Annotated in this window: 16 protein-coding genes; 13 read left to right on the top strand and 3 right to left on the bottom strand. The window is 68.6% G+C overall.

What is annotated here, in order from left to right; all coding sequences use genetic code 11:
- Nucleotides 1-20: 20 nt before the first annotated feature.
- The 8 genes from fdxA (at nt 21) to L0U85_RS06715 (ending at nt 9,902) form a co-directional block, all read left to right on the top strand.
- Nucleotides 21-359 carry a ferredoxin gene (gene fdxA / locus L0U85_RS06750; protein ID WP_241376991.1) on the top strand — a complete coding sequence of 113 codons (339 nt, stop codon included), beginning with the start codon at nt 21-23 and terminating at the stop codon, nt 357-359.
- Entirely contained in the window at nt 356-2,203 is a 1,848-nt protein-coding gene (locus tag L0U85_RS06745; RefSeq protein ID WP_241376990.1) for a 2-oxoacid:acceptor oxidoreductase subunit alpha, read from the top strand. Before fdxA ends, L0U85_RS06745 begins: the two co-directional genes overlap by 4 nt.
- Nucleotides 2,200-3,297: a 2-oxoacid:ferredoxin oxidoreductase subunit beta gene (locus L0U85_RS06740; RefSeq protein ID WP_241376989.1), complete on the top strand. Its 1,098-nt coding sequence runs from the start codon at nt 2,200-2,202 to the stop codon at nt 3,295-3,297. The genes L0U85_RS06745 and L0U85_RS06740 overlap by 4 nt, the downstream gene beginning before the upstream one ends.
- Entirely contained in the window at nt 3,294-4,412 is a 1,119-nt protein-coding gene (locus L0U85_RS06735) for an Mrp/NBP35 family ATP-binding protein (protein WP_277605484.1), read from the top strand. The genes L0U85_RS06740 and L0U85_RS06735 overlap by 4 nt, the downstream gene beginning before the upstream one ends.
- A gap of 75 nt (nt 4,413-4,487) precedes the next feature.
- Nucleotides 4,488-5,954 (top strand): glycoside hydrolase family 43 protein, encoded by a 1,467-nt coding sequence (locus L0U85_RS06730; RefSeq protein WP_241376988.1) that lies wholly within the window; start codon nt 4,488-4,490, stop codon nt 5,952-5,954.
- A gap of 197 nt (nt 5,955-6,151) precedes the next feature.
- Nucleotides 6,152-7,588: an RICIN domain-containing protein gene (locus L0U85_RS06725; RefSeq protein ID WP_241376987.1), complete on the top strand. Its 1,437-nt coding sequence runs from the start codon at nt 6,152-6,154 to the stop codon at nt 7,586-7,588.
- 254 nt (nt 7,589-7,842) lie between these two features.
- Nucleotides 7,843-8,673: an HAD hydrolase family protein gene (locus L0U85_RS06720; RefSeq protein ID WP_241376986.1), complete on the top strand. Its 831-nt coding sequence runs from the start codon at nt 7,843-7,845 to the stop codon at nt 8,671-8,673.
- A 680-nt stretch (nt 8,674-9,353) separates the two neighbouring features.
- Complete coding sequence (locus L0U85_RS06715) at nt 9,354-9,902, top strand: hypothetical protein (protein WP_241376985.1); 549 nt, start codon at nt 9,354-9,356, stop codon at nt 9,900-9,902.
- 121 nt (nt 9,903-10,023) lie between these two features.
- Here the strand turns inward: L0U85_RS06715 and L0U85_RS06710 are convergent, their stop codons facing one another.
- On the bottom strand, nt 10,024-11,739 hold the full coding sequence (locus L0U85_RS06710) for a CBM35 domain-containing protein (RefSeq protein ID WP_241376984.1): 1,716 nt from the start codon (nt 11,737-11,739) through the stop codon (nt 10,024-10,026).
- A gap of 204 nt (nt 11,740-11,943) precedes the next feature.
- Here L0U85_RS06710 and L0U85_RS06705 point away from each other — a divergent pair, with 204 nt between their 5' ends.
- Genes L0U85_RS06705 through L0U85_RS06685 form a run of 5 tightly spaced genes read left to right on the top strand, consistent with a single transcriptional unit; the run spans nt 11,944 to nt 18,030 of the window.
- Nucleotides 11,944-12,972 (top strand): LacI family DNA-binding transcriptional regulator, encoded by a 1,029-nt coding sequence (locus L0U85_RS06705; RefSeq protein ID WP_241376983.1) that lies wholly within the window; start codon nt 11,944-11,946, stop codon nt 12,970-12,972.
- A gap of 60 nt (nt 12,973-13,032) precedes the next feature.
- Entirely contained in the window at nt 13,033-14,283 is a 1,251-nt protein-coding gene (locus L0U85_RS06700) for an extracellular solute-binding protein (protein ID WP_241376982.1), read from the top strand.
- A gap of 19 nt (nt 14,284-14,302) precedes the next feature.
- Nucleotides 14,303-15,292 (top strand): sugar ABC transporter permease, encoded by a 990-nt coding sequence (locus tag L0U85_RS06695; protein ID WP_241376981.1) that lies wholly within the window; start codon nt 14,303-14,305, stop codon nt 15,290-15,292.
- The gene (locus tag L0U85_RS06690) at nt 15,289-16,104 is read left to right on the top strand and encodes a carbohydrate ABC transporter permease (protein ID WP_241376980.1); all 816 of its coding nucleotides are present in this window, start codon (nt 15,289-15,291) and stop codon (nt 16,102-16,104) included. The genes L0U85_RS06695 and L0U85_RS06690 overlap by 4 nt, the downstream gene beginning before the upstream one ends.
- A gap of 3 nt (nt 16,105-16,107) precedes the next feature.
- Entirely contained in the window at nt 16,108-18,030 is a 1,923-nt protein-coding gene (locus L0U85_RS06685) for a beta-L-arabinofuranosidase domain-containing protein (RefSeq protein ID WP_241376979.1), read from the top strand.
- Nucleotides 18,031-18,036: 6 nt separating this feature from the next.
- On the opposite strand, the gene L0U85_RS06680 is transcribed toward L0U85_RS06685, so the two are convergent.
- Nucleotides 18,037-20,436, bottom strand: coding sequence for a glycosyl hydrolase 53 family protein (locus L0U85_RS06680; protein ID WP_241376978.1), 2,400 nt, complete (start codon nt 20,434-20,436; stop codon nt 18,037-18,039).
- 24 nt (nt 20,437-20,460) lie between these two features.
- Nucleotides 20,461-22,299: a BNR-4 repeat-containing protein gene (locus tag L0U85_RS06675; protein WP_241376977.1), complete on the bottom strand. Its 1,839-nt coding sequence runs from the start codon at nt 22,297-22,299 to the stop codon at nt 20,461-20,463.
- Between the last annotated feature and the right edge of the window lie 45 nt (nt 22,300-22,344).

The following is a 22,344-nucleotide window of genomic DNA, read 5'->3' as shown; positions in this document are numbered from 1 at the left end:
TCCCAGAAAGGTTCCCTCTCATGACCTTTGTCATCGGTTCCGCGTGCGTCGATGTGACCGACCGGGCCTGCGTGGATGAATGCCCGGTCGACTGCATCTACATCGGATCGCGGAGCGCCTACGTCCACCCCGACGAGTGCATCGACTGCAGCGCCTGCGAACCGGTCTGCCCGGTGGAGGCGATCCTCCCGGCCGACGACGTACCCGACACCGAAGCCGAGTTCATCGCCGACAACGCGCGGTTCTTCCACGAACCGCTGCCGGGCCGGAGCGACGCGCTCGGCGCGCCCGGCGGGGCGCGCAAGACCGGCGAGATCGGCGTGGACACGCTCTTCATCGCGGGATACGAGGCGTCATGACCGTCGTCGGAATCGACAAGGTGGTGGTGCGGTTCGCCGGTGACTCCGGCGACGGCATGCAGCTGCTCGGCGACCGCTTCACCCTCCAGGCCGCCGCCTTCGGCAACGACCTGGCCACCATGCCCGACTACCCGGCGGAGATCCGGGCCCCGCAGGGGACCGTCCACGGCGTCTCCTCGTTCCAGGTCCACTTCGCCGACACCGACATCCTCACGCCCGGTGACACTCCCGACGTGCTGGTGGCGTTCAACCCCGCCGCGCTCAAGGCCAACGTCGAAGACCTCCGGGCCGGAGGCGTGGTCATCGTCGACCCCGACGAGTTCACCAAGCGCAACCTGGCCAAGGCCGGCTACGAGCGCGACCCTCTGACCGACGGGTCGCTGCGCCACCTCACGCTGCACCGGGTCGCCATGGGCGCGATCACCCTCGGGGCGGTGAAACCGCTCGGAACCGGGCGCAAGGACGCGCTGCGGTCCCGCAACATGTTCGCGCTCGGGCTGCTCTCCTGGATGTACGGACGCCCGACCGACGGCGTCGAGCATGCGCTGCGGGCGAAGTTCGCGAAGCTGCCGACCGTCGCCGAGGCGAACGTGCTCGCCTTCCGCGCCGGATGGAACTACGGCGAGACCACCGAGATGTTCGCGACGACCTACCGTGTCGCTCCGGCGGCGCTGCCGGCGGGCGAGTACCGACGCGTCAGCGGCAACGCAGCCCTGGCGCTCGGCCTGCTCACCGCGGGATGGATATCCCGGATGAAGGTCGTGCTCGGCACCTACCCCATCACCCCGGCCTCGGACATCCTGCACGAGCTCGCACGCCACAAGAACTTCGACCTGCTCACCATTCAGGCCGAAGACGAGATCGCCGCGGTCGGGGCCGCCCTGGGCGCGTCGTTCGGCGGCGCCCTCGGGGTCACCACCACCTCCGGGCCGGGACTCGCGCTGAAATCCGAGACCATCGGCCTCGGCGTGATGACCGAGCTGCCGCTCGTCATCGTCGACGTCCAGCGCGGCGGCCCCTCCACCGGCCTGCCGACCAAGACCGAGCAGGCCGACCTGCTGCAGGCCCGCTTCGGGAGGCACGGGGAATCGCCGGTGCCGGTCCTGGCGCCGCTGTCGCCCTCGGACTGCTTCGACACCGCCGTCGAGGCGGCCCGGATCGCCGTCACCTACCGCACCCCGGTCCTGCTGCTCTCCGACGGCGCGCTGGCCAACGGCTCCGAGCCGTGGCGGCTGCCGAAGATCGCCGAGCTGGCGCCGATCGACCCCGGTTTCGCGACCGGGCCGAACGCCACCGACGACAGCGGTGACTACTGGCCCTACCTGCGGGACCGCGAGACCCTGGCGCGGTCCTGGGCGATCCCCGGAACGCCGGGCCTCGAGCACCGGATCGGCGGTCTGGAGAAGGCCGAGCGGACCGGCGCCATCTCCTACGACCCGGCCAACCACGAGGCGATGGTCCGGACCCGGCAGGCGAAGATCGACGGCATCGCGGTCCCCGACCTCGATGTCGACGACCCCGACTCGGCCCGGACCCTGGTGCTCGGCTGGGGGTCGACGTACGGCCCGATCCGCGCCGCCGTGCGCCGCCTGCGCTCGGCGGGCCGGGCCGTGGCGCAGGCCCACCTGCGTCACCTCAACCCGTTCCCCGCCAACCTCGACGACGTCCTCTCCCGCTACGACCGAGTCGTCGTGCCGGAGATGAACCTCGGCCAACTGGCGCTGCTGCTCCGGGCCCGAGGCATGACCGACATCGTCAGCCACACCAAGGTCACCGGCCTGCCGTTCAAGGCCGGAGAACTGGAGGACGTCCTCATGGACCTGATGGAAGGGGTCGCGGCATGACCACTGTCGACACCGAGACCGCCGGCCGGCGCTCGGGGCTCGCGCTGGTCCCGAGCGACCCCGAGCCCCAGAAGGCCGCGGACTACCGATCCGACCAGGAAGTGCGCTGGTGCCCCGGCTGCGGGGACTACATCATCCTCAACACCGTCCAGGCGATGCTCCCCGAACTCGGCCTGCGCCGGGAGAACATCGTCTTCATCTCCGGGATCGGCTGCTCGTCGCGGTTCCCGTACTACCTCGACACCTACGGGATGCACTCGATCCACGGGCGGGCGCCCGCGATCGCGACCGGATTGGCGGTGGCGCGGCCGGACCTGTCGGTCTGGGTGATCACCGGCGACGGCGACGCCCTGTCGATTGGCGGCAACCACCTGATCCACGCGCTCCGCCGGAACGTGAACCTGAAGATCCTACTTTTCAACAATCGCGTCTACGGACTCACGAAAGGCCAGTACTCGCCGACCAGCGACCGGGGGATGGTGACCAAGTCGAGCCCGGTCGGATCGCCGGACGCGCCCTTCAACCCCGTATCGCTGGCGCTCGGAGCCGAGGCGAGCTTCGTGGCCCGGTCGATGGACTCCGACCGGGAAGGTCTCGCCGAGGTGCTGCGCGCCGCCGCCGAGCACCGCGGATCGGCACTGGTCGAGATCTACCAGAACTGCCCGGTCTTCAACGCCGGCGCCTTCGACGCCCTGAAGGACCCCGACCAGTCGCTCCGCCGTGTCATCCGGCTCCGCGCCGGAGAGGAGATCGATCTCGGACCGGTCGGCGAGGACGGCCGCGGCACGCAGGTGGTCGCCCGCGACCCGCGCGGCCGACTGGCCGTGCTGCCGCGCGAGGAGGCCGACTCGAAGTCGATCCTGGTCCACGACCCCGCCGACGAGGACCCGTCCACGGCGTTCGCGCTCTCCCGACTATCGACACAGGACCTGTCCTGCGCCGTCACCGGCGTCTTCCGGTCGGTGTCCCGGCCCGCGTACGACGACGAGGTCCGCGACCAGGCGGTCCTCGCCCGAGAACAACACCCGCCGTCTATCGAGGACGTGATCGCCGGCGGCGACACCTGGACCGTCTCGGAACGGAGTGAACGATGAGCGATCTGAAAGAACGGGTCACCGCGGCGCTGGCGACCGTCCAGGACCCGGAGATCCACCGGCCGATCACCGAGCTGGGCATGGTCCGGGACGTGGCGGTCGACGCCGGCGCGGTCACGGTGACCGTCGCGCTCACCGTGTCGGGCTGTCCGCTGCGCGAGAAGATCGTCGCCGACGTGACCGCCGCGGTGGAACAGGTGCCCGGCGTTGCCTCGGTCGCGGTCGAACTGGACGTGATGACCGACGAGCAGCGGACCGACCTGCGAAAGCGGCTCAAAGGCGGGGGAGAGGAGCGGACCGTCCCCTTCGCCGAACCGGCGTCGCTGACTCGCGTCTACTGCGTCGCGTCGGCGAAGGGCGGGGTCGGAAAGTCGAGCGTCACCGCCAACCTCGCCGCGGCGCTGGCGCGTCGCGGCCTCTCGGTCGGGGTGCTGGACGCGGACATCTACGGGCACTCGATCCCGCGGGCGCTCGGGGTGCGCACCATGCCGGTGCAGGTGGACCGGATGATCATTCCGCCGGTCGGGCATGGGGTGAAGGTGATCTCGATGGGGATGTTCACCGAGAAGAACGCTCCGGTGCTCTGGAGGGGGCCGATGCTGCACCGGGCCTTGGAGCAGTTCCTGGTGGACGTCTTCTGGGGCGACCTCGACGTGCTGCTGGTCGACATGCCGCCGGGCACCGGGGACGTGCAGATCACGCTCGCGCAGATGCTCCCGAACGCCGAATCGCTGGTGGTGACCACTCCGCACCTCGCCGCCGCCGAGGTCGCCGAACGCGCCGGAACCGTTGCACTCCAGACCAAGCAGCGGATCGTCGGCGTCGTCGAGAACATGGCCTGGGCCGAGCTGCCCGACGGATCGAGATGGGAGCCGTTCGGTTCGGGCGGCGGCGCTCAGGTGGCCGCGACCCTGACGGCCGAACTCGGGTACGAGGTCCCGCTGCTGGGGCGGATCCCGATCGACCCCGGGATCGGCCTCGGAGCCGACGAGGGCGTACCGCTGGTCCTCGGCGACGAGGGCGCGGCGGCCTCGGTGCTCCGAACAGTGGGCGACTGGGTCGCGGACCGCCCGCGAGGGCTCGCCGGTCGGCGGCTCGCGCTCGACATGTCCTGAGGCGGCCGGCCGCGCTCCTCGAACCGTTGAGAGACTTGCGGGACCTTGCGATTCCTCGTCGAGTCAGGAGACCTCGTGTCGAGCACAGCGCGAATGCCGGCCGCCGAGCACCCGATCGTCCCCGGGTTCTATCCGGACCCGACGGTCTGCCGGGCGGGGTCCGACTACTACCTGGCGCATTCGAGCTTCGAGTACTTTCCCGGCGCACCGGTCTTCCACAGTCGAGACCTCCTGCGGTGGAAACAGATCGGGAACATCCTCGACCGGCGCTCGCAGTTCCGCCGCGGCGACGGGCGGGCCTCCGGCGGGATCTACGGCTCGACGCTGCGGTTCCATGACGGACGGTTCTGGTTCGTGACCACGAACGTCGCCGACCCCGAGCCGGGCCAGACCGTCGTCACGACAGAGGATCCGGCCGGGCCGTGGAGCGATCCGGTGTACGTGCGCGAAGCGGTCGGCATCGACCCCGACCTGTGCTGGGACGAGGACGGCGAGTGCTTCCTGACGTGGAAGGGCACGGTGATCGACGGCGAGGGCGACGGGATCTTCCAGGGCCGCCTCGACACCGAGACGGGAAGGTTCAAGGGCGATCCGTACCCGGTGTGGCAGGGCACCGGGCTGGCCGCCTCAGAGGCCCCGCACCTGTACCGCATCGGCGGTCATTGGTATCTCATGCTCGCCGAGGGCGGCACCGAGCGCGGCCACACCGTCACCGTCGCCCGCGGGGACAGTCCTCAAGGGCCGTTCGAGTCGTGCCCGGACAACCCGGTCTTCTCCCACCGCAGTCTCGCGCACCCGGTCCAGAACACCGGCCACGCAGACCTGGTGCAGACTGAGGACGGGGACTGGGCCGCGGTGTATCTCGCGGTGCGCCCCAAGGGGTTCACGCCGGGTTTTCACGTCCTCGGACGCGAGACGTTCCTGGCCGGGGTCGAGTGGGTCGACGGCTGGCCGGTCTTCGACGAGGACCGCCACACCGTGCCGATGGCCGACACGGCTTTCACCGACGAATTCACCGCGCCTCGACTCGATGCGCGCTGGGTCGTCCCCGGCGGCGAACCCGAAGCCGTCGCAGTCCGGCGATCCGGTGGCGGCCTGGAACTGGGCGAGGGCCTGCTGTGCGCCAGGGTCCGCGACCTCGCCTGGACGGCCGAGGCGGCTTTCTCCGAGGCGGGGCATTTCCGCCTGCTGATCGACGACCGTCACTGGTACGGGCTGACCTTCGAGGACGGACGGGTCCGCGCCACCGCCCGCATAGGCGACATCGAGCACGACCTCGGAGCGGCGCCGTGCGCCGCCGGGAGGGCGGTGTTGCGGATCGAGGCCGTGGAGCCCGCAGCGGAGGGCGCCTCGCCGGTGACCCTCGGTCCGGACGTCGTCTTCCTGTCCTTCGACGGCGGCGACGGCGTCCGGGAGCTCGGACGTCTCGACGGCCGGTACCTCTCCACTGAGGTCGCCACCGGATTCACCGGCCGAATGCTCGCCGTTGCTGCGGCGGGTGTGCGAAGCGTGATCGAGCACGTGGAATACATGCCCAGGTGAACGATCCGGGCGAAATGCCCTGGCGGAGCCGGAGAAAGTTTTTAAAACCATTGGACGAAGGCCTTCACGAACATCCGGTCTTATGGGAGCATCGATAGCGTTCAATCAATTCCCCTCATGGGAAGGCGTGCAGCTCGTCGAGGTGTGAGCCCGCACCCGACGATCGAACAACCCATATGAAAAAAGGAGAGCCCATCATGCTCCATCGATCCCGACTACTCCTCGCGGTAGCGGTCACGAGTGTGGTCGCACTGCTGGCCACGGCCGCGCCGGCGCAGGCCGCACCGGTGACCATCACCAACGCGACGCAGTTCACCGACACCGACGGCAATGTCGTGCACGCGCACGGCGGCGGCGTGATCAAGGTCGGCGACTTCTACTACTTCTTCGGCGAGAACCGCAACGCGGACAACACCTTCGAGGCCGTCTCCGCCTACCGCTCGACCGACCTGAAGACCTGGGAGTTCCGTAACCACGTCCTGACCGCTGCCAGCGACCCGGAGCTGCAGAACGCCAAGATCGAGCGTCCCAAGGTCATCTTCAACAGCACCACCGGCCAGTTCGTCATGTGGATGCACAAGGAGAACGGCAGCGACTACTCCGAGGCACGCGCCGCGGTCGCGGTCTCCGACACGATCGACGGCGACTACGCCTGGCAGGGGAGCTTCCGCCCGCCGAGCGGCACCACCTCGCGAGACCAGACGGTCTTCGTCGACGACGACGGCACGGCCTACCAGATCACCTCCACCGACGGCAATGCCGATCTGAGCATCTTCCGGCTCACCGCCGACTACACCACCTACGACAGCTTGGTCGCCAACCCCTGGGACGGCCAGTACCGGGAGGCGCCGGCGCTGTTCAAGCGCAACGGCGTCTACTTCATGGTCACCTCGGGCAACAGCGGCTGGTCGCCCAACCAGCAGAAGTACGCCACGGCCACGAACATCGCCGGCCCGTGGAGCGCCATGCAGGACATCGGCGACAGCACCGGCTACGGCTCGCAGACCACCTTCGTGCTCGAAGTGGCGGGCAGCGAAGGGACCTCCTACATGTACATGGGGGACCGCTGGGGCAACTCGATGGGCGGCACCGTCGACGACTCGGAGTACGTCTGGCTGCCGCTGGACTTCAACTCCGACACTTCCATGACGATGTCCTGGTACTCGGAGATCACCATCGACACCGACGCCGGATCCGTCACTGGGGTCGAAGGCGACTACTCCAACCTCATCGCCCGGCACAGCGGCAAGTGCGCCGACGTGGTGAGCGCCTCGACCGCCAACGGCGCCGAAATCGCCCAGTGGGAATGCCACGGCGGCACCAACCAGCAGTGGGACCTGCAGGACCTGGGCAACGGCTACGTCCAGATCGTGGCCGCCCACAGCGGCAAGTGCCTCGACGTCGCGAACGACTCGACCGCCAACGGCGCGAAGGTCATCCAGTACACCTGCGGTAACGGCGACAACCAGCAGTGGCAGGTGCAGGACGCCCCGGACGGACACGTGCGGCTGGCCGCGCGGCACAGCGGCAAGTGCCTGGACGTGACGAAGGAGTCCACCGCTGACGGCGCCCGGCTCCAGCAGTGGGACTGCCACAGCGGCAACAACCAGCAATGGCAGATCGCCGCGGCCTGATCCTGAACCCCTGAGGGCCCCGGCCGACGGTCGGGGCCCTCAGGGCATCCGCTCCTGGTATCGCCCGGTCCCGGCGTGCCGGTGGCGCGCGCCGCCCTCACCCTGGTACGGAGAGTGGATTCGCCGCTTGTGCGCGGCGGTGCTTCGGCGAGGAGCGGCTATCGCCGCGGTGTACCCGCGGACTCGTGCGTTCTGAGCGCCGACACGGACCAAATCCATTGCGCTCACGAGAGAGGGACGGGGACACTTGGGTCATGCAGGAGCGCAAAGTGATCGCCACGGACCTCGACGGCACCCTCCTCGACGGGCGGCGACTGCTCTCGGAGCGGAATCGAAAGGCACTGCTCGCGGCCCGGACGCGCGGCTTCCACGTCGTGGCGGTGACCGCCCGGTCGCCGCGCGGTGTCGCGGCGGTCCCCGGCTTGACCTCGGTGATCGACGTCGCCATCTGCAATAACGGCGCGGCGGTCTACGAACCGGCCGACGGCGCGATCGAACTGCGCCGCACCATCTCTTTCGACATCCTCCGCGACCTCCACCGGCGATTGGCCGCCGTCCTGCCCGACTCGGTCTTCGCGATCGAGACGGGGAACGAGGTGTTGAGCCAACCTGGCCAGATCCCCGCGTCCCCGCACTATGACGACCCTTGGCGCCGAGTGGACTCGCTTGAGGAGGCACTGGGGCGTTGCACCGACGTCACCGAGTACCGGCTGGTCGATCGGGCGGCCGGTGCGGCTCGGATGCTCGAGGCCGCAAGGAGCATAGACGTCCCCGGCGTGGTGTGCTGGCACTGGGGGAGCTTCCCCGTGCTGGAGTACAACGCGGTCGGGGTGAACAAGGGAGACGCGCTGTCCGCCTGGTGCGCCGAGCGAGACTTCGATGCCGCTTCGGTGATCGCCTTCGGCGACATGCCCAATGACGCCTCGATGCTCGCCTGGGCCGGAAGCTCGTACGCGATGGCCGGCGCCCAGCCAGAGGCGCTGGAAGCGGCCGACCAGCGGGCCGGATCGAACGACGAGGACGGCGTGGCGCAGGTGATCGAGTCCCTGTTGGAGGAGCACCAGGCGGCCGAACGGTCTGAGTAGTGCCGGAAGTATCCCGGTCATACGGCTCCTCGAACACCTGCGCAGCACGAAGGCCGCCCTCTCGGTGTGACCCAGGGTCTGCCCATACTGCCCTTGAGGACTCGCGGGTTGTTCCACATCGCTCCGAGGCAGTCGGGAACCGCGCCGAGCATTCTCTTGTTCAACTTCGTCGTGAGGACCCGAAGGCTCCGGTGATCGCGGCCTGGGCGACTCTTGTGATCAAGTCTCCTTCTCGTTCGTTGGTCTCTCGGCATGGAGACACCGCTCGGGGCCGATCTGTGACACCACGGCGAGATTTCTCGTCAGCCGCGGCTGACGCGCAGGTCAGATGGAGAGTGCCACGAAGCCGACGAGGTAGGAGATAGCGAAGATCATCGGGAGCTGCTGCCTGATATGACTGAGTTGAAGGTGGAGACAACGGTCCTTGCCTTCGCCGAGCGCGTCCCATTCCGCTCGGAAAGTAGGAGCTTGACACCGCCTTGCCAAGGCCGCCTTCGTAGACGGGTAGTCTGACACTGATTCCGACACCAACGTGAGGTGGCACTGTGACATTCTCACCCCAGTACGATCGGCGACAGCCTGCCTATCCGTTCGCGGCTCCACGCAAACCGGCCTCAGTCTCTTGGGTCCAAGTGGCGGTATTCGTTGTCGCACTCTCCACGCCGGCACTCATCTTGCTGATGCTGCAGCGCCTGGTCGATCTCATCGCGGCGCGCGAGCAGTGGGCATTTGCAGGGCTGGACTTGATCGAGCCCGGGACGACCCCGATGGACCTTGCGCGAGGAGAATTCCTCCTGGAGTTCACAGTGGTGCTGAGTCTGCCAGTTGTTCTGATGGTCTTGGCGCTCGTCTCGTCAATCGGTTTGCAGAAGCGCAAACGCTGGGCGCGGATTCTCACGGCGGTCTGGAGCGGCGTGCTCCTGCTGCCGCTGGCGGGCTGGGCGGCCGGCTGCCTGATATTGATGTGGATGGTGCCGGAACCGGCCGCCGAGAACTACTACATCGGATCCGTCGACCCGTTCACGTTGAACGCCGTCGCCGGTACTGTTGCGTTCGCCGGCGTCCTGCTGACCTTCATTCTGATCTTCACCCGCAGCGTGCGCCAGTGGGCGCCGAAACGAAGCGCCGAGGCGGGGCACGACAGTCAGTGGGGATACGTGCAGTCGGCACAGCCAGGACCGGCGCAGCAGCCGGCCTACCCGCCCGTGCACCGAGGGTTCAGTCGCTAGTTCCAGGACCACCTCTGTTGCGAGCCAGGAGGACCGAATCGAATTCCTGTAGTGGAGCAGTAGAGCCGGGCCCACGTGCGTCACGCGGGCCCGGCAGGCCGATCGGATCAGATTTATTCGGTTACGACAGCGTGATGTTGTCCAGCTCCGCGTACCCGGTGCCGCCGTCGAAGAACGGCGAGCCCTTGGCCAGCCGGATGACGTTGTATCCCGCCTCCAGCGAGACGGTCACGTCGGTGGTGTCGAACTGCGCCCATCCGGACGTGGGCGGGTAAGACACCGTGCTCCAGCCGCCGCCGTTGTAGGCCAGGCCGTGGGTCGAGGTCGATCCGGTGCCGTTGGCGTACCTGATCGTCATGGTGTAGTCGCGGCTTTCGGGCACGTTGACCGTGAAGTCGACGAAGGAGTCCGACCGCATGTCGGTGTCGTTGTCGATGCCGCCGACGTAGTAGCCGTTCGACGCCCCGCCCGAGGACCGGGTCTGGGCGTTGAGGACCGTGGCGTTCTCGGCCTCGTAGACCTGCTGCCACGACGTTGTCGGTCCGCCCGCCGGGGTGATCAGGAGCTGGTAGGCGGCCTCGGCGTCCATGCCGTTGACGGGGACCGAGATCGACCCGTTCGAGACCTGCATGGTGGTGTCGCTCATGACGGTGGGGGCGGGCACGTGCGTGTGGCGCCCCGAGCCCGGGGTGGACAGCAGCTGCACGTCGACCGACGAGCCGAACGAGCCCAGGCCGGTGACGTTCACGGTGTTGTCGCCCCAGTCGCCGCCGAAGGCGACGTTGACGATCTGGCGGCTGGAGTCGTAGGAGGCCACGCCGTCGAGCCAGCTGTCGGGCGTCGTCTCCACGATGTTCCCGGTCATCGCCCCGTACCAGCGGTACAGCCAGTACGACGCGGTCGGCTGGTTCTCCAGGGTGAACAGCCCGTCGAAGGTGCCGGCCTCGAACCAGTAGGCGCGGTGCGCCTCGCGCGCCCCGTGGCGCTCGAGCACGCTCATCCAGTGCAGGGCCACGCTCGGGATGTCCATCTGGTTGAAGCTGTTGTACTCGTTGATCACGATCGGGCGCGGGGAGATGCCGAGCTGGTTCTCGATCGACCGGTAGTTGGAGACATGGCCCTCGAAGTCGTTCCAGGCCATGTCGTCCAGCTCGTGCCACACCATCACGTCGGGTAGCGTGCCGGTGTCGCGGGCGTGGGTCATGAAGGCGAGGATCTTATTGTGGCCGTAGCTCGAGAAGCTCGGGCCGACGATCGGAGTAACCGGGTCCATGGAGCGCACCAGGTTGTAGGTGTCGGTCCAGACGGGGTTGAAGGGGCCCCACTCGCCGGAGTTCCAGTAGATGTCGGGCTCGTTCCACAGCTCCCAGCCGCTGATGCTGGTCGTGTCGGTCGCGGCCAGGCGGTCGTTCACCATGGTGGTGACCTTCTGCTCCCAGTCGTCCCAGCCCTGCCACTCATAGGGGAAGGTCGGGTAGATGTCGGGCAGGCGGATGTACTGCTGGGCGCCCGCTCGCGTGATGTTGTGACCGACGTCGAGCGCGTCACAGCAGGGCTCGGTCGCGCCGTTGCCCAGGTGGGTGGTGCCGGGAGGGGGCTGGGTGAAGCTCGTCGGGTTGAGCGGGAGCAGCATGTCGGTGGTCGGCTGGGAATCGGATCCGACGCCGTACAGGCCGCCGGCGGCGACCTGAGTCGCCGGGCGCACGACCTGGCCGACGTCGACGTTGAGAGTCAGGCCGGCGGCACTGGCCGGTGTCGCGGGTCCGGCCACGGCGGCGCCTAGGGCCAGAGCGAGGACGCTGAGTCGGATCAACGCCCTTCGTACTGTGTTGTGCATTACATCTCCTCATTGAGCGATTCGAACCGGTTCGAAGGTCCGGTTGAGCGTTCACGATAGTTTCGAACACCGTTCGATGCAAGACCATCAATATGTAGGCGATGCTTGCTGCGGAAATGTTGCAAAGATGAGATTGAACTCTGCAGACCGTGTCTGCTAGGTTCGAACCGGTTCGACGATCTGCAATCGCTGGAGGAGGAAAACGTGGTCAACATCGGGGACATCGCCCGCGCCGCAGGCGTGGCGCGCTCGACGGCGTCGTACGCCCTGAGCGGCAAGCGCTCCGTCTCCGACGAGGTCCGCGCGAGGGTCCAGCGGGTGGCGCTCGAAATGGGGTACACCCCGAACGCGGGCGCCCGAGCGCTGGCCACCTCCAAAGCGATGGTGATCGCCCTGTTCGCGCAGTTCATGCCGGACGAGTTCCCCCCGGCCATGATGCAGTACATCCTGGGCGTCGCGAACACCGCTCGCGACGCCGGCTACGACATCCTGCTCAGCTCCGACCCCGACGGACCCAAAGCGCTCAAGCGCATCACCGACTCGCGCATGGTCGACGGCGTCGTGCTGCTCAACGTGGCCGAGGACGACGACCGGCTGCCGGTCCTGCGCGCGGCTTCCCAGCCCGGAGCGCTGGTGGGTCTGCCGGTCGACTGCACCGGAGTCGACGTCTTCGACCTCGACTTCGAAGAGGCCGGCCGCGTCATGCTCGAGCACCTGTACGCGCTCGGACACCGCGAACTGATCCTCGTCTCGCAACCCGAGCACGTGGTCGAACGCGGCGGCGCCTACGTGTGGCGCCTCCAGAACGCGGCTCTGGAGACTGCCGCCGCCCACGGCATCACCCTTCACGCCGCCTTCAGCCCGTCCGCCCAACCCGAGATCGGACGCCGCCTGCACGACCTGCTCGACGCCTACCCCGGCGCCACAGGACTGCTGCTCAACAACGAGGCCGCCGCCGCAGCGCTGCCGACCGTGCTGCACGAGCGGAACCTGTCCGCACCAGAAGACCTGTCCGTCATCGGGCGCTACTCCGACGAGTTCGCCCGGTCCTTCTCGCTGCCCTTCTCTTCCATCGAGAGCGCGCCCGACCGGCTCGGGCGCATGGCGGTGCGCCAACTCGTGCGCCGCATCGAGAAGCAGGTCCCCGAGGACGCTCCGCACGTCGTGCGCTTCGTCTCGCCCGAATTCGTGGATCGGGGCAGCACCGCCGCCCCGCCCCGCGATCGGCACTGAACATCCCTTTGCGACGGTCGGCGACACCGCCGACCTGAGCCCGTTCAAGGAGGAACGACCATGAAGAACCCCAGGAGAACATCCCTCGCCCGATCCGCCTCGGCGGGTCTCGCCGTCGCATCGCTGGCACTGGCCGCGGCCTGCTCGTCGGGAGGCGAGGAGGGCGACGCCGACACCTACACCTGGTGGGACCCCTACCCCCAGCACGAGGCCGGCTCCGACTGGGCCGCGCGCGTCGACGCCTGCGGTGAACAGGCCGGAGTGACGATCGAGCGCACCGCCTCTGATACCACGGCGCTGACCAACCAGGCGCTGCTCGCCGCGCAGGAGGGCACCAGCCCCGACATCATCCTGCTCGACAACCCCGCCGTGTCCACACTGGCCGAGACCGACATGCTGACGACCGTGGACGAACTCGGCCTCGACGTCAGCGGCGTGGACGAGAACCTGCTGGCCGCCGGCGTCCTCGAAGACCAGGCCTACGGCATCCCGATCGGCGCCAACACGCTGGCGATCTACTACAACGCCGAGGTTCTCGACGCCGCCGGGGTCGACCCGGCCTCGATCACGGACTGGGACTCGCTGACCGCCGCGCTCGAGCAAGTCACCGGCAACGGCAACGGCGGCATCACCTTCGCCGGCATCGGCACCGAGGAAGGATCGTTCCAGTTCCTCCCGTGGTTCTGGGGCGCCGGAGCCGACCTGCGTCAACTCGACTCCCCCGAGGCGGTCGCCGCGCTCGAACTGTGGACCGGATGGCTCGAGGCAGGCTACGCGCCCAACTCGGTGATCACCAACTCCCAGAACACGACCTGGGAAGAGTTCCTCACCGGCGAGTACGGCTTCGTCGTCAACGGCACCTGGCAGGTCAACAGCGCGGCCGAGGCCGGCTTCGCGACCGGCGTCATCGGGCTCCCGGCCATGAACGGCGGACCCGCCCCGGCCCCGACCGGCGGCGAGTTCATCATCGCGCCCGTCCAGGCCGACACCGAGCGCTACGACATCACCCGCCAGATCGTGGAGTGCATGACCACCCCCGAGGGCTTCGTCGAGACCGCGACCACCTTCGCCTACTACGTGCCGCCGACCGCCGACGGCCAGGCCGCACTCCTGGAGGCCCGGCCCGAGCTGGAGCCCTGGGTCCAAGCAGTGCGCGAAGCCAAGGGCCGCACCAGCGACGACCTCGGCACCGACTACCCGATGATCTCCGAAGCGCTGTGGACCGCAGTGCAGAACGCGCTGTCCGGCTCGGCCACCCCGGCCGAGGCGCTCGCCCAGGCGCAGACCGAAGCCGCCGACGCGACCAGCTAAGAGACGGAGCGACTCCCGTATGACCACGACCTCGGTCGGCGAGACCGGGCGTGTGTCCCAACCCGGTGCGGCGGGCCCCAGGCCCGCCGCACCGCGGCAGGACGGACGCCGGCGCCGAACCCACTCGCCATCCGCCCGGCAATGGGCGGCGCTCGCCTTCGCCTCGCCGCTGCTGGCCTACCTCGCGGTGTTCTACGCCTTCCCCCTATGGCGCAACATCGAACTGAGCATCCACGACTACACGGTGCGCGCCTTCGTCCAAGGCAACGCCGAGTTCGTCGGGTTCGAGAAGTACATCGAGGTGTTCACCTCGAACGCGTTCCCGACCGCCCTGGTCAACACCGCCGTGTTCACGCTCGTCTCGATCGGCCTGCAGTACGTCATCGGACTGGCGTTGGCGGTGTTCTTCCACGCGAACTTCCGTCTCTCGGGCGTGCTGCGAGCACTCTTCCTCGTGCCGTGGCTGCTGCCGCTCATCGTGTCGGCCTCGACCTGGGCGTGGATGCTCAACAGCGAGAACGGGATCATCAACTCCGTCATCGAGGCGTTCGGAGGGGAGCAGATCAACTGGCTGACCTCCCCGGACACCGCGTTGACCGCGGTGATCATCGCGAACATCTGGCTGGGCATCCCGTTCAACCTCGTCATCCTCTACGCCGGCCTCCAGCAGATCCCCGCCGAGGTCTACGAGGCCGCCTCCCTGGACGGGGCCACAGCCCGGGAGCAGTTCTGGCGCATCACCGTCCCGCTGCTTCGCTCGGTCTCGGCCATCACCCTGCTGCTCGGCTTCATCTACACGCTCAAAGTCGTCGACGTCATCTGGATCATGACCACCGGCGGTCCCGGGAACGCCTCGCTCACGCTCTCGGTGTGGTCCTACCGGGAGGCCTTCGGCACGGGACAGCCGGACTTCTCCCCGGCCGCCGCGATCGGCAACCTGCTCATCGTCATCGCGCTCGTGGTCGGATTCCTCCACTTGCGACTACAACGGACCAGGGGGAACTCATGACCGCCCGATCCTGGTGGAAGACCGCGCTCGGCGTGGTGCTCACCGCGTTCATGCTGTTCCCGGTCTACTGGATGGTGAACGTCTCGCTCACCCAGACCGGCGACCTGCGCCGCAGCACGCCGCGCTGGTTCCCGTCCGACCCGACGTTCGAGGGATACTCGGCCGCACTGTCGCAGCAGCTTCCAGCGCTGGCCACGAGTCTGGTCATCGGACTCGGCTGCGTCGCCCTCACCGTCGTGGTCGCCGCTCCGGCGGGCTACGCGCTGGCGATCCTCAACCTGCGGGGCGGGCGAACGCTGAACTTCGTGCTGCTCGTCGCCCAGATGATTCCCGCCGTGGTCATGGCGATGGGCTTCTACGCGATCTATGTGCGACTCGGTCTGCTCAACACCGTGTGGGGGCTGATCGTGGCGGACTCGACGATCGCCGTCCCCTTCGGCGTCCTGCTGTACTCGACGTTCATGGCGGGCATCCCTCGCGAACTGATCCAGGCCGCGCGCGTGGACGGGGCCGGCCCGTGGCGAACGTTCACCAAGGTCGTGCTGCCGGTGAGCCGCAACTCCACGCTCACGGTGTCCCTGTTCGCGTTCCTGTGGGCGTGGTCGGACTTCATCTTCGCCTCCACGCTCAACCGCTCGGGCGAGTTCGTCCCCATCACCCTCGGCATCTACCAGTACATCGGCAACAACACCACACAGTGGAACGCGATCATGGCGACCGCCGTGGTGGCGTCCCTGCCCGCGGCGATCCTGCTGGTCGTCGCCCAGCGCTATGTGGCCGCCGGCGTTACCGCCGGGGCCGTGAAGGACTGATCAGTGGAAGAGAACACCTCCCCGCTCGTCGTGCCGGTCGACCCCCGCCGCGGTTCGCGTCGCGGTGCCGCCCTGGACGAACTCCGCGTGACCGGAGGCTTCTGGGAACACCTCCAGCGGTCGAACTCCCGGTCCACGCTGCGCCACTGCCTGGAATGGATGGAGCGCCTGGGCTGGATCGCGAACTTCGACAGGGTCGCCGACGGGGAGACGGACAGGCCCAGACCAGGCTGGCCGTTCTCGGACTCGGAGGTCTACAAGCTGGCCGAGGCCCTCGTGTGGGAGCACGGCCGCACGGGCAGGGCCTGGCCGAACGAGACCCTGGAGGCGCTCGTCGACCGCATCGCCGCCGCGCAGGACGACGACGGCTACCTCAACACCTGCTACGGGCACGCGGGCCAGGCGGAGCGGTACTCGGACCTGTCCTCGGGGCACGAGCTGTACTGCACGGGTCACCTCCTGCAGGCCGCCGCCGCACGCGTCCGCACCGTCGGGGAGGACAAGCTCGTGGAGGTCGCCCGCAGGGCCGCCGACCACGTGTGCCGCGAGTTCGGTGCGGACGGCCGCGCCGGCGTCTGCGGGCACGCCGAGATCGAGCTCGGCCTGGCGGAGTTCGGCCGTGCGCTGGGGGAGGAGCGCTACACCGAGCAGGCGCGCCTGTTCGTGGAACGGCGCGGGCACGGGACGCTCAAGCCCATCGCGCTGCTCGACGCCTCGTACTTCCAGGACGACGTCCCCGTGCGCGAGGCCACGGTGTGGAGCGGGCACGCCGTGCGCGCCCTGTATCTGGCGGCCGGAGCGGTCGACGTCGCGGTCGACACCGACGACGCGGAGCTGCTCGGCGCCGTCGCCCGGCAGTGGGAGCGCACAGTGGAGTCCCGCACCTACCTCACCGGGGGCATGGGGTCGCGGCACCAGGACGAGGGCTTCGGCGAGGACTGGGAGCTGCCGCCCGACCGCGCCTACTGCGAGACGTGCGCCGGGATCGCCTCGGTCATGGTCTCATGGCGGCTCTACCTGGCCACGGGCGAGGCGCGTTACGCCGACCTCATCGAGCGCACCTTCTACAACGTGATCGCCGCTTCGCCGGGCGCCGACGGGCGCAGCTTCTTCTACGCCAATCCGCTGCACCAGCGGACCACGGCGGCCGACGTTCGACCGGGGGAGGTCAACCCGCGCGCCGAGGGCGGCGTGCGCGCCCCCTGGTTCGACGTCTCATGCTGCCCGACGAACCTTGCGCGCACCCTGGCCTCCTGGCAGGCCTACGCGGCCTCAGTGGACGGTGACACCGTCTCCCTGCTGCAGTACGCGCCCGGAGAGCTGCGCGTGGCCCTCGCCGACGGCGGGGATCTGGTGCTGCGCGTCACGACCGAGTACCCGCGGGAGGGCGCGGTGCGCGTCGAGGTCGTCGAGGCACCCACACGCCCGGTCGACCTGCGGTTCAGAGTGCCCCACTGGGCTGACGGAGCGACATTCACCGACGGTTCCGGCACCAGCGCGGTCGAGCCGGGCTGGGCTCACGTGCGCGGCGGGCTCGAGCCCGGCGCGGCCCTCACGCTCGACCTGCCGGTGACTCCCCGTTTGACCTGGCCCGACCCTCGGATCGACGCCGTTCGCGGCTGCGTCGCGGTCGAGCGCGGGCCGCTGGTGCTGTGCGCGGAGTCGGTCGATCTGCCCGAGGACTGGTCGCTCGCCGAGATCCGGCTCGACACCGCGGTCGCTCCGCGCGCCGACGGCGACGGCGCCTTGGTGCGGATGGCATCGGTCCGGACACCGCCGGGCGATTCGGGGCGCCCGCCGTACCGCTCGGCGCCGACGCCCCGACTCGACGACGGATCGTCCATCCGCGACGTGCAGCTCATCCCTTACCACCGGTGGGCGCAGCGGGGCCCCTCCGCTATGCGAGTCTTCCTTCCGACCGCATGAGCCAGATCAGAGTCCGGCGCACTGCCCGGTCTTGGGGCCCAGCACCTCGTTGGTCGCTCCGTTGTTCACCGGCGCCGGAGCGTTGCCGGTGCACGACAGCGGACCGAATACCTCGTTGCCGGCGATCACGTTCCAGCCGGTCGTGTCGGTGACGCGTACCGGGCCGGTCACTCGGCTCGGGGCGCAGTCCGTCCTGGGGTTGCCGAGGGTGACCGACGAGCCGCCGGTCAAGCTCACCGGACCGAGGACCCGGGTGTCGCACAGGACCACCACGTCCGCGCCGGCGGCCGAGACCGGGCCGGTGATCCGGGCCCCGTCCGCTGCCAATCCGGCGCCCTCGGCCACGTTCACCGGGCCGAACACGCGGGCACCGTCGCCCAGGCAGGTGGTGCCCGACTCGACCGACAGCGGCCCGAATCGCGTACCGCTCACCACCGTGTCGCACTCGACCGAGGCGTACTCGTCCACCACATCGACGACCGCGACCACCTCGCCGTGCTCGGTCGTGCCGGAGACGGTGATCCTGCCGGCGGTGCCGGTCGCCCCCGGCGGCACGTCTTCCCACTCGACCGGGACCGACGCAACCGACCCGTCCGCAGTCGTCAAGACCTTGACCGAGCCGGGCAGCACCGGCGTACCCCCGGACCGGACCGCACTGTAGACGGTGTCCTCGAGCACGTGCGTGGCGCGGCTCTGGTTGTAGACGTCGATCGAAGCGTAGGGCTCGAAGGTGTCGGACATGCCCGGCACCGACCGGAACATCGCCTGGAAGCTCGCCGGCTCCCAGGTGAGCGCCCCGACGCCGCGATTGTCGACGACGTCGTTGACCATCTGGAACACGTGCTGGATGGCGTCCGCCTGGCCCTGGACCGTCCGCGGGAACGGGGAGTTGGGTTGGGTGCCACCGCCGGTGGCGGGATACGAGGTCTCCGCGATCTCCAGTTCGTACTGCGGATACGTGGCCGCGAGCGTGTGCAGGTTGAATTCCATCTGCTCGGGGGTGCCGTGCCACTCCGGGTAGTACGAGAGCCCGAGCACGTCGAAGTCCTGGCCCTTGGCGTTCAACCGGGTCACCAGCTGGTCCCAGTACTCGCCCGCCTTGTCCATGCCGCTGATCCGCCCGACGACCGAGTGCAGCTCCACTTCGGTCTCCGGCGAAGCGTCCCGCACCGCAGCGATCCCGGAGGCAAGGAGCGTGGTGAACCGGTCCCAGGAATCCAGGTAGAGCTGGTACTCGTCCGGGTCCTCGGACGCCCGGTACTGCCAGAGGATGCCGCCGCCGGGCTGCGACTGGTAGATCTCCGGCTGGTCGCGGAAGTACGGCGGGTTCGCGCCCGCGTGCACCGCCTCCGTATTCGGAGCCTCGGCCGCCTCGCTGCCCCACATGAACCCGTTGGCGATCTCATTGCCGACCGCCACCTTGTCCGGGACCGTGCCCTGCGCGACCAACCGGCTGAGGTAGTCGTAGGTGTAGTCGTACATCGCTTCGGTCAGCTCGTCGAATTCCAGTTCCGCCCAGGCCCGGGGCTTGGGTTGCTTGCCCGGATCGGCCCACGAGTCGGCGTAGTGGAAATCGATCCCCAGCCCGAGTCCGCGCTCGGTGACCCACCGCGCCGAAGTCAGCGTGCGCTCCGGTCCCTGGTAGGGGATCGCGTTCGGGTCTCCGGAGAACTCGCTCCGGGGCTCGTTGAACACCCGAAGCCGGGTGTACTCCAAACCCCGGTCCTGCATCACGTCCAGCAGGAACGGGCCGGCGCCGCGGTCCTCCTCCTGCGGATGCACCCAGTAATCCCGGTCCTGGTTGTTGTCCATCCACGACAGATCAGCGCCGAGGACCAGGTCGTCACGGAGATAATTGAAGACCTTCAGCTCGCTGACGCCGACCGCCGCCCCGGGCGACGCGCTCGTGACGGTGACTCGCACGTATCTGGTCCCGGGCTGGGTGAACAGGTCGACTCCACCCAGCCCCGGGGTGTCGGTGGCCGACCTGTCGGCGATGACCTGCCACTGCTCACCGTCCGGGGAGGCCTCGACCACATACTGGTACACGGCGCCGGGATCGGGGAAGGTCACGTGCACCTTGCGGACGTTGTCATAGGCCCCGCCCAAGTCCAGTTGCAGCCATTGGCCCGGGCCGGATTCCGTTGCCGACCAAGCGGTGTCCGGGTCCTGGTCGATGGCCAGGGCAGCGGTGGACTCACCGCTGCCGGCGGTCGCCTCCACCCAGTGCCCGGCTGCCAGATTGCTCTCAACGGGCCGTATGTCCGCCTCTCCGTACAAGGCCGACGCCGGCGCCGCCGTCCCGAGCACGCCCGCCCCTACCAGGAGGAGCGCCGCCGCAGCACTCGTGACCGCGCGGCGCGGACGCCCACTGCGCTTGACCGGGATGCTTCTGGCTGATCGCATGATCGCTCCTGTGCGGATCGGTTCCTATGGGGCCTGCAGGACCCATTGCTGGTTGGTGCCGTCTGAGCAGGTGTACTGCTGCAGTCGTGCGCTGTTCGCGGTCGAGGAGCCGGTCACGTCGATGCACTTGCCGGAATGGCGGGCGACGATCTGGACGTGGCCGCCACCGGCGTCGCGCAACTGCCACTGCTGGTTGGCGCCGCTGCCGCACCTCCACTGGATGATCGGGGCGCCGTCGGCGGTCGAGACGCCGTTGACGTCGAGACACTTGCCGGACTCCTGGGAGACGATGCGGTAGTACCCGCCGCCGGCGTCTTGCAGCTCCCACTGCTGGTTCGCGCCGCCGTGACACGTCCATTGGATGATCTCCGCCCCGTCGGCGGTCGAGCCCGAAAGCACGTCGATGCATTTGCCGGAGTTCCGGTTCGCGATGTCCGTGTTTCCGCTGCCTTGTCCCGTCGCCCAGTCGAGCACCTCGATCCGGCTGCCGCCGTATCGGGGAGCGAAGACCGAGACGACGCCGTCGAGGAGCCGGGCATGGTCGAGGAGCGGGTCGGAGTAGTACTCGACGCTCGAGGTGTAGCGGGTGGTCCAATCGGTCCAGCCCGAGGCCTTCGAGGCGGTGTGGACGCTCAGTCTCCGGGTGGAGGAATTGCCGCCGGTGATGTACAGGTTGTCCTCGGAGTCGACGCCGATGTCGGCGCGGGTCATCACGCCCGTGTAGGACAGGACCTGGCGGTTCCATTCCTTGGTGGGCTTGTCGCGCCAGTAGTGCACGAGCACGGAATTCCGTCGCGCGCTGTCGAAGTTGCCGTCGCTGGGCGCCGAAGGGGGCAGATGCGAGGCGAGCACATGGACGTTTCCCTCACTGTCGAGCACCTGCGACTCCTGGTTCATCAGGCCACGGTTCTGCCCGATGCCGACGACCCGCAGCCCGGCCGAGTCGGCGACGAGTGGATTCGAGCCGGTCGTCGCCACCACGTCGCCGTTGTTGTTGCGCCAGGTGCGGCCCTGGTCCTTGCTGTAGGCGTAGTAGATGTCGTGGTTGGTGCTCGCGTTCGGGGTCTCACGCACCGTCCAGGTGGCGTGCAGCAGGTCGCTGGTGTCGAGCCCGGTGTCGTCGTACTCGATGCCGAAGAGGTACGCGTTGTTGTCGGCGCCCGTCCCGTTGAGGAACTCGCCGAGGTACGTCCAGGCGCCGCTGCGGTATTCGAAGAGCACCAGGTCTCCCGCGCCGCTCGCGCCCGTGCGGATGCTCATCTGCAGCACCCCGTCCGGGGCGCGGAAGAATCGCGGGTAGGTCGCCTGCGACAGGCGCTGTCCGGCGAGGCTGTTCGACACGGACCCGAAGCTCGCCGCCGACCAGTTCGCGCTCGACGGCGAAGTCGCCAGCCCGGCGATCGACTTGCGGTACTTCAGCACCGAGTTGTGCATGTCGAAGGAGAGGTGGATCGTGCCGTCCTGCCCGGAGATGCCGATCGAGATCGTGTTGTGCGAGTCCGTCGAAGTGGTCCGGTAATCGGTCAGGCGCACCGTCTGCCACGAGCTCGCATCGACCGCGCGGCGGGCGAGGTTCGCGTAGCCGTCCTGGTCCCACCAGGCCGTGTACTGCCAGCCGTTGAACGTCGTGATGCCGTCCTGCTGGAACGACTCGCCGTTCATGTAGCCGGTGTACGTCAACGCGGTGCGGCCGTTGGTGGTGAGCGTGGTGACGCTCGGCGATCCGAGCGTAGGCGCGGCCGCGGATGCCGGGACCGCGGTGAAGGCGAGAAGCGCGGTCAGCATGGCGATCGCAGCCACGGCGAGTCCGAGCGGGCGATGCCGCGTGCCGGTTGCCGAGTCGGCGTCGGTTCGGCGTTTCATGCGAAGGTGCCTCCTTGCTGTCGGCCTTGCGGTTGCGGTGCGGCG

Source organism: Glycomyces sp. L485 (assembly GCF_022548875.1).
In the GTDB taxonomy this organism is placed as follows: Bacteria; Actinomycetota; Actinomycetes; order Mycobacteriales; family Micromonosporaceae; genus Glycomyces.
The sequence above is the reverse complement of the archived record's forward strand: the minus strand, read 5'-3'. Positions and strand labels throughout refer to the sequence as shown.

Coding starts and splice junctions, on each gene's coding strand:
- fdxA (WP_241376991.1), top strand. CDS start 21: ATGACCTTTGTCATCGGTTCCGCGTGCGTCGATGTGACCGACCGGGCC.
- L0U85_RS06745 (WP_241376990.1), top strand. CDS start 356: ATGACCGTCGTCGGAATCGACAAGGTGGTGGTGCGGTTCGCCGGTGAC.
- L0U85_RS06740 (WP_241376989.1), top strand. CDS start 2,200: ATGACCACTGTCGACACCGAGACCGCCGGCCGGCGCTCGGGGCTCGCG.
- L0U85_RS06735 (WP_277605484.1), top strand. CDS start 3,294: ATGAGCGATCTGAAAGAACGGGTCACCGCGGCGCTGGCGACCGTCCAG.
- L0U85_RS06725 (WP_241376987.1), top strand. CDS start 6,152: ATGCTCCATCGATCCCGACTACTCCTCGCGGTAGCGGTCACGAGTGTG.
- L0U85_RS06720 (WP_241376986.1), top strand. CDS start 7,843: ATGCAGGAGCGCAAAGTGATCGCCACGGACCTCGACGGCACCCTCCTC.
- L0U85_RS06715 (WP_241376985.1), top strand. CDS start 9,354: ATGCTGCAGCGCCTGGTCGATCTCATCGCGGCGCGCGAGCAGTGGGCA.
- L0U85_RS06710 (WP_241376984.1), bottom strand. CDS start 11,739: ATGCACAACACAGTACGAAGGGCGTTGATCCGACTCAGCGTCCTCGCT.
- L0U85_RS06700 (WP_241376982.1), top strand. CDS start 13,033: ATGAAGAACCCCAGGAGAACATCCCTCGCCCGATCCGCCTCGGCGGGT.
- L0U85_RS06695 (WP_241376981.1), top strand. CDS start 14,303: ATGACCACGACCTCGGTCGGCGAGACCGGGCGTGTGTCCCAACCCGGT.
- L0U85_RS06690 (WP_241376980.1), top strand. CDS start 15,289: ATGACCGCCCGATCCTGGTGGAAGACCGCGCTCGGCGTGGTGCTCACC.
- L0U85_RS06680 (WP_241376978.1), bottom strand. CDS start 20,436: ATGCGATCAGCCAGAAGCATCCCGGTCAAGCGCAGTGGGCGTCCGCGC.
- L0U85_RS06675 (WP_241376977.1), bottom strand. CDS start 22,299: ATGAAACGCCGAACCGACGCCGACTCGGCAACCGGCACGCGGCATCGC.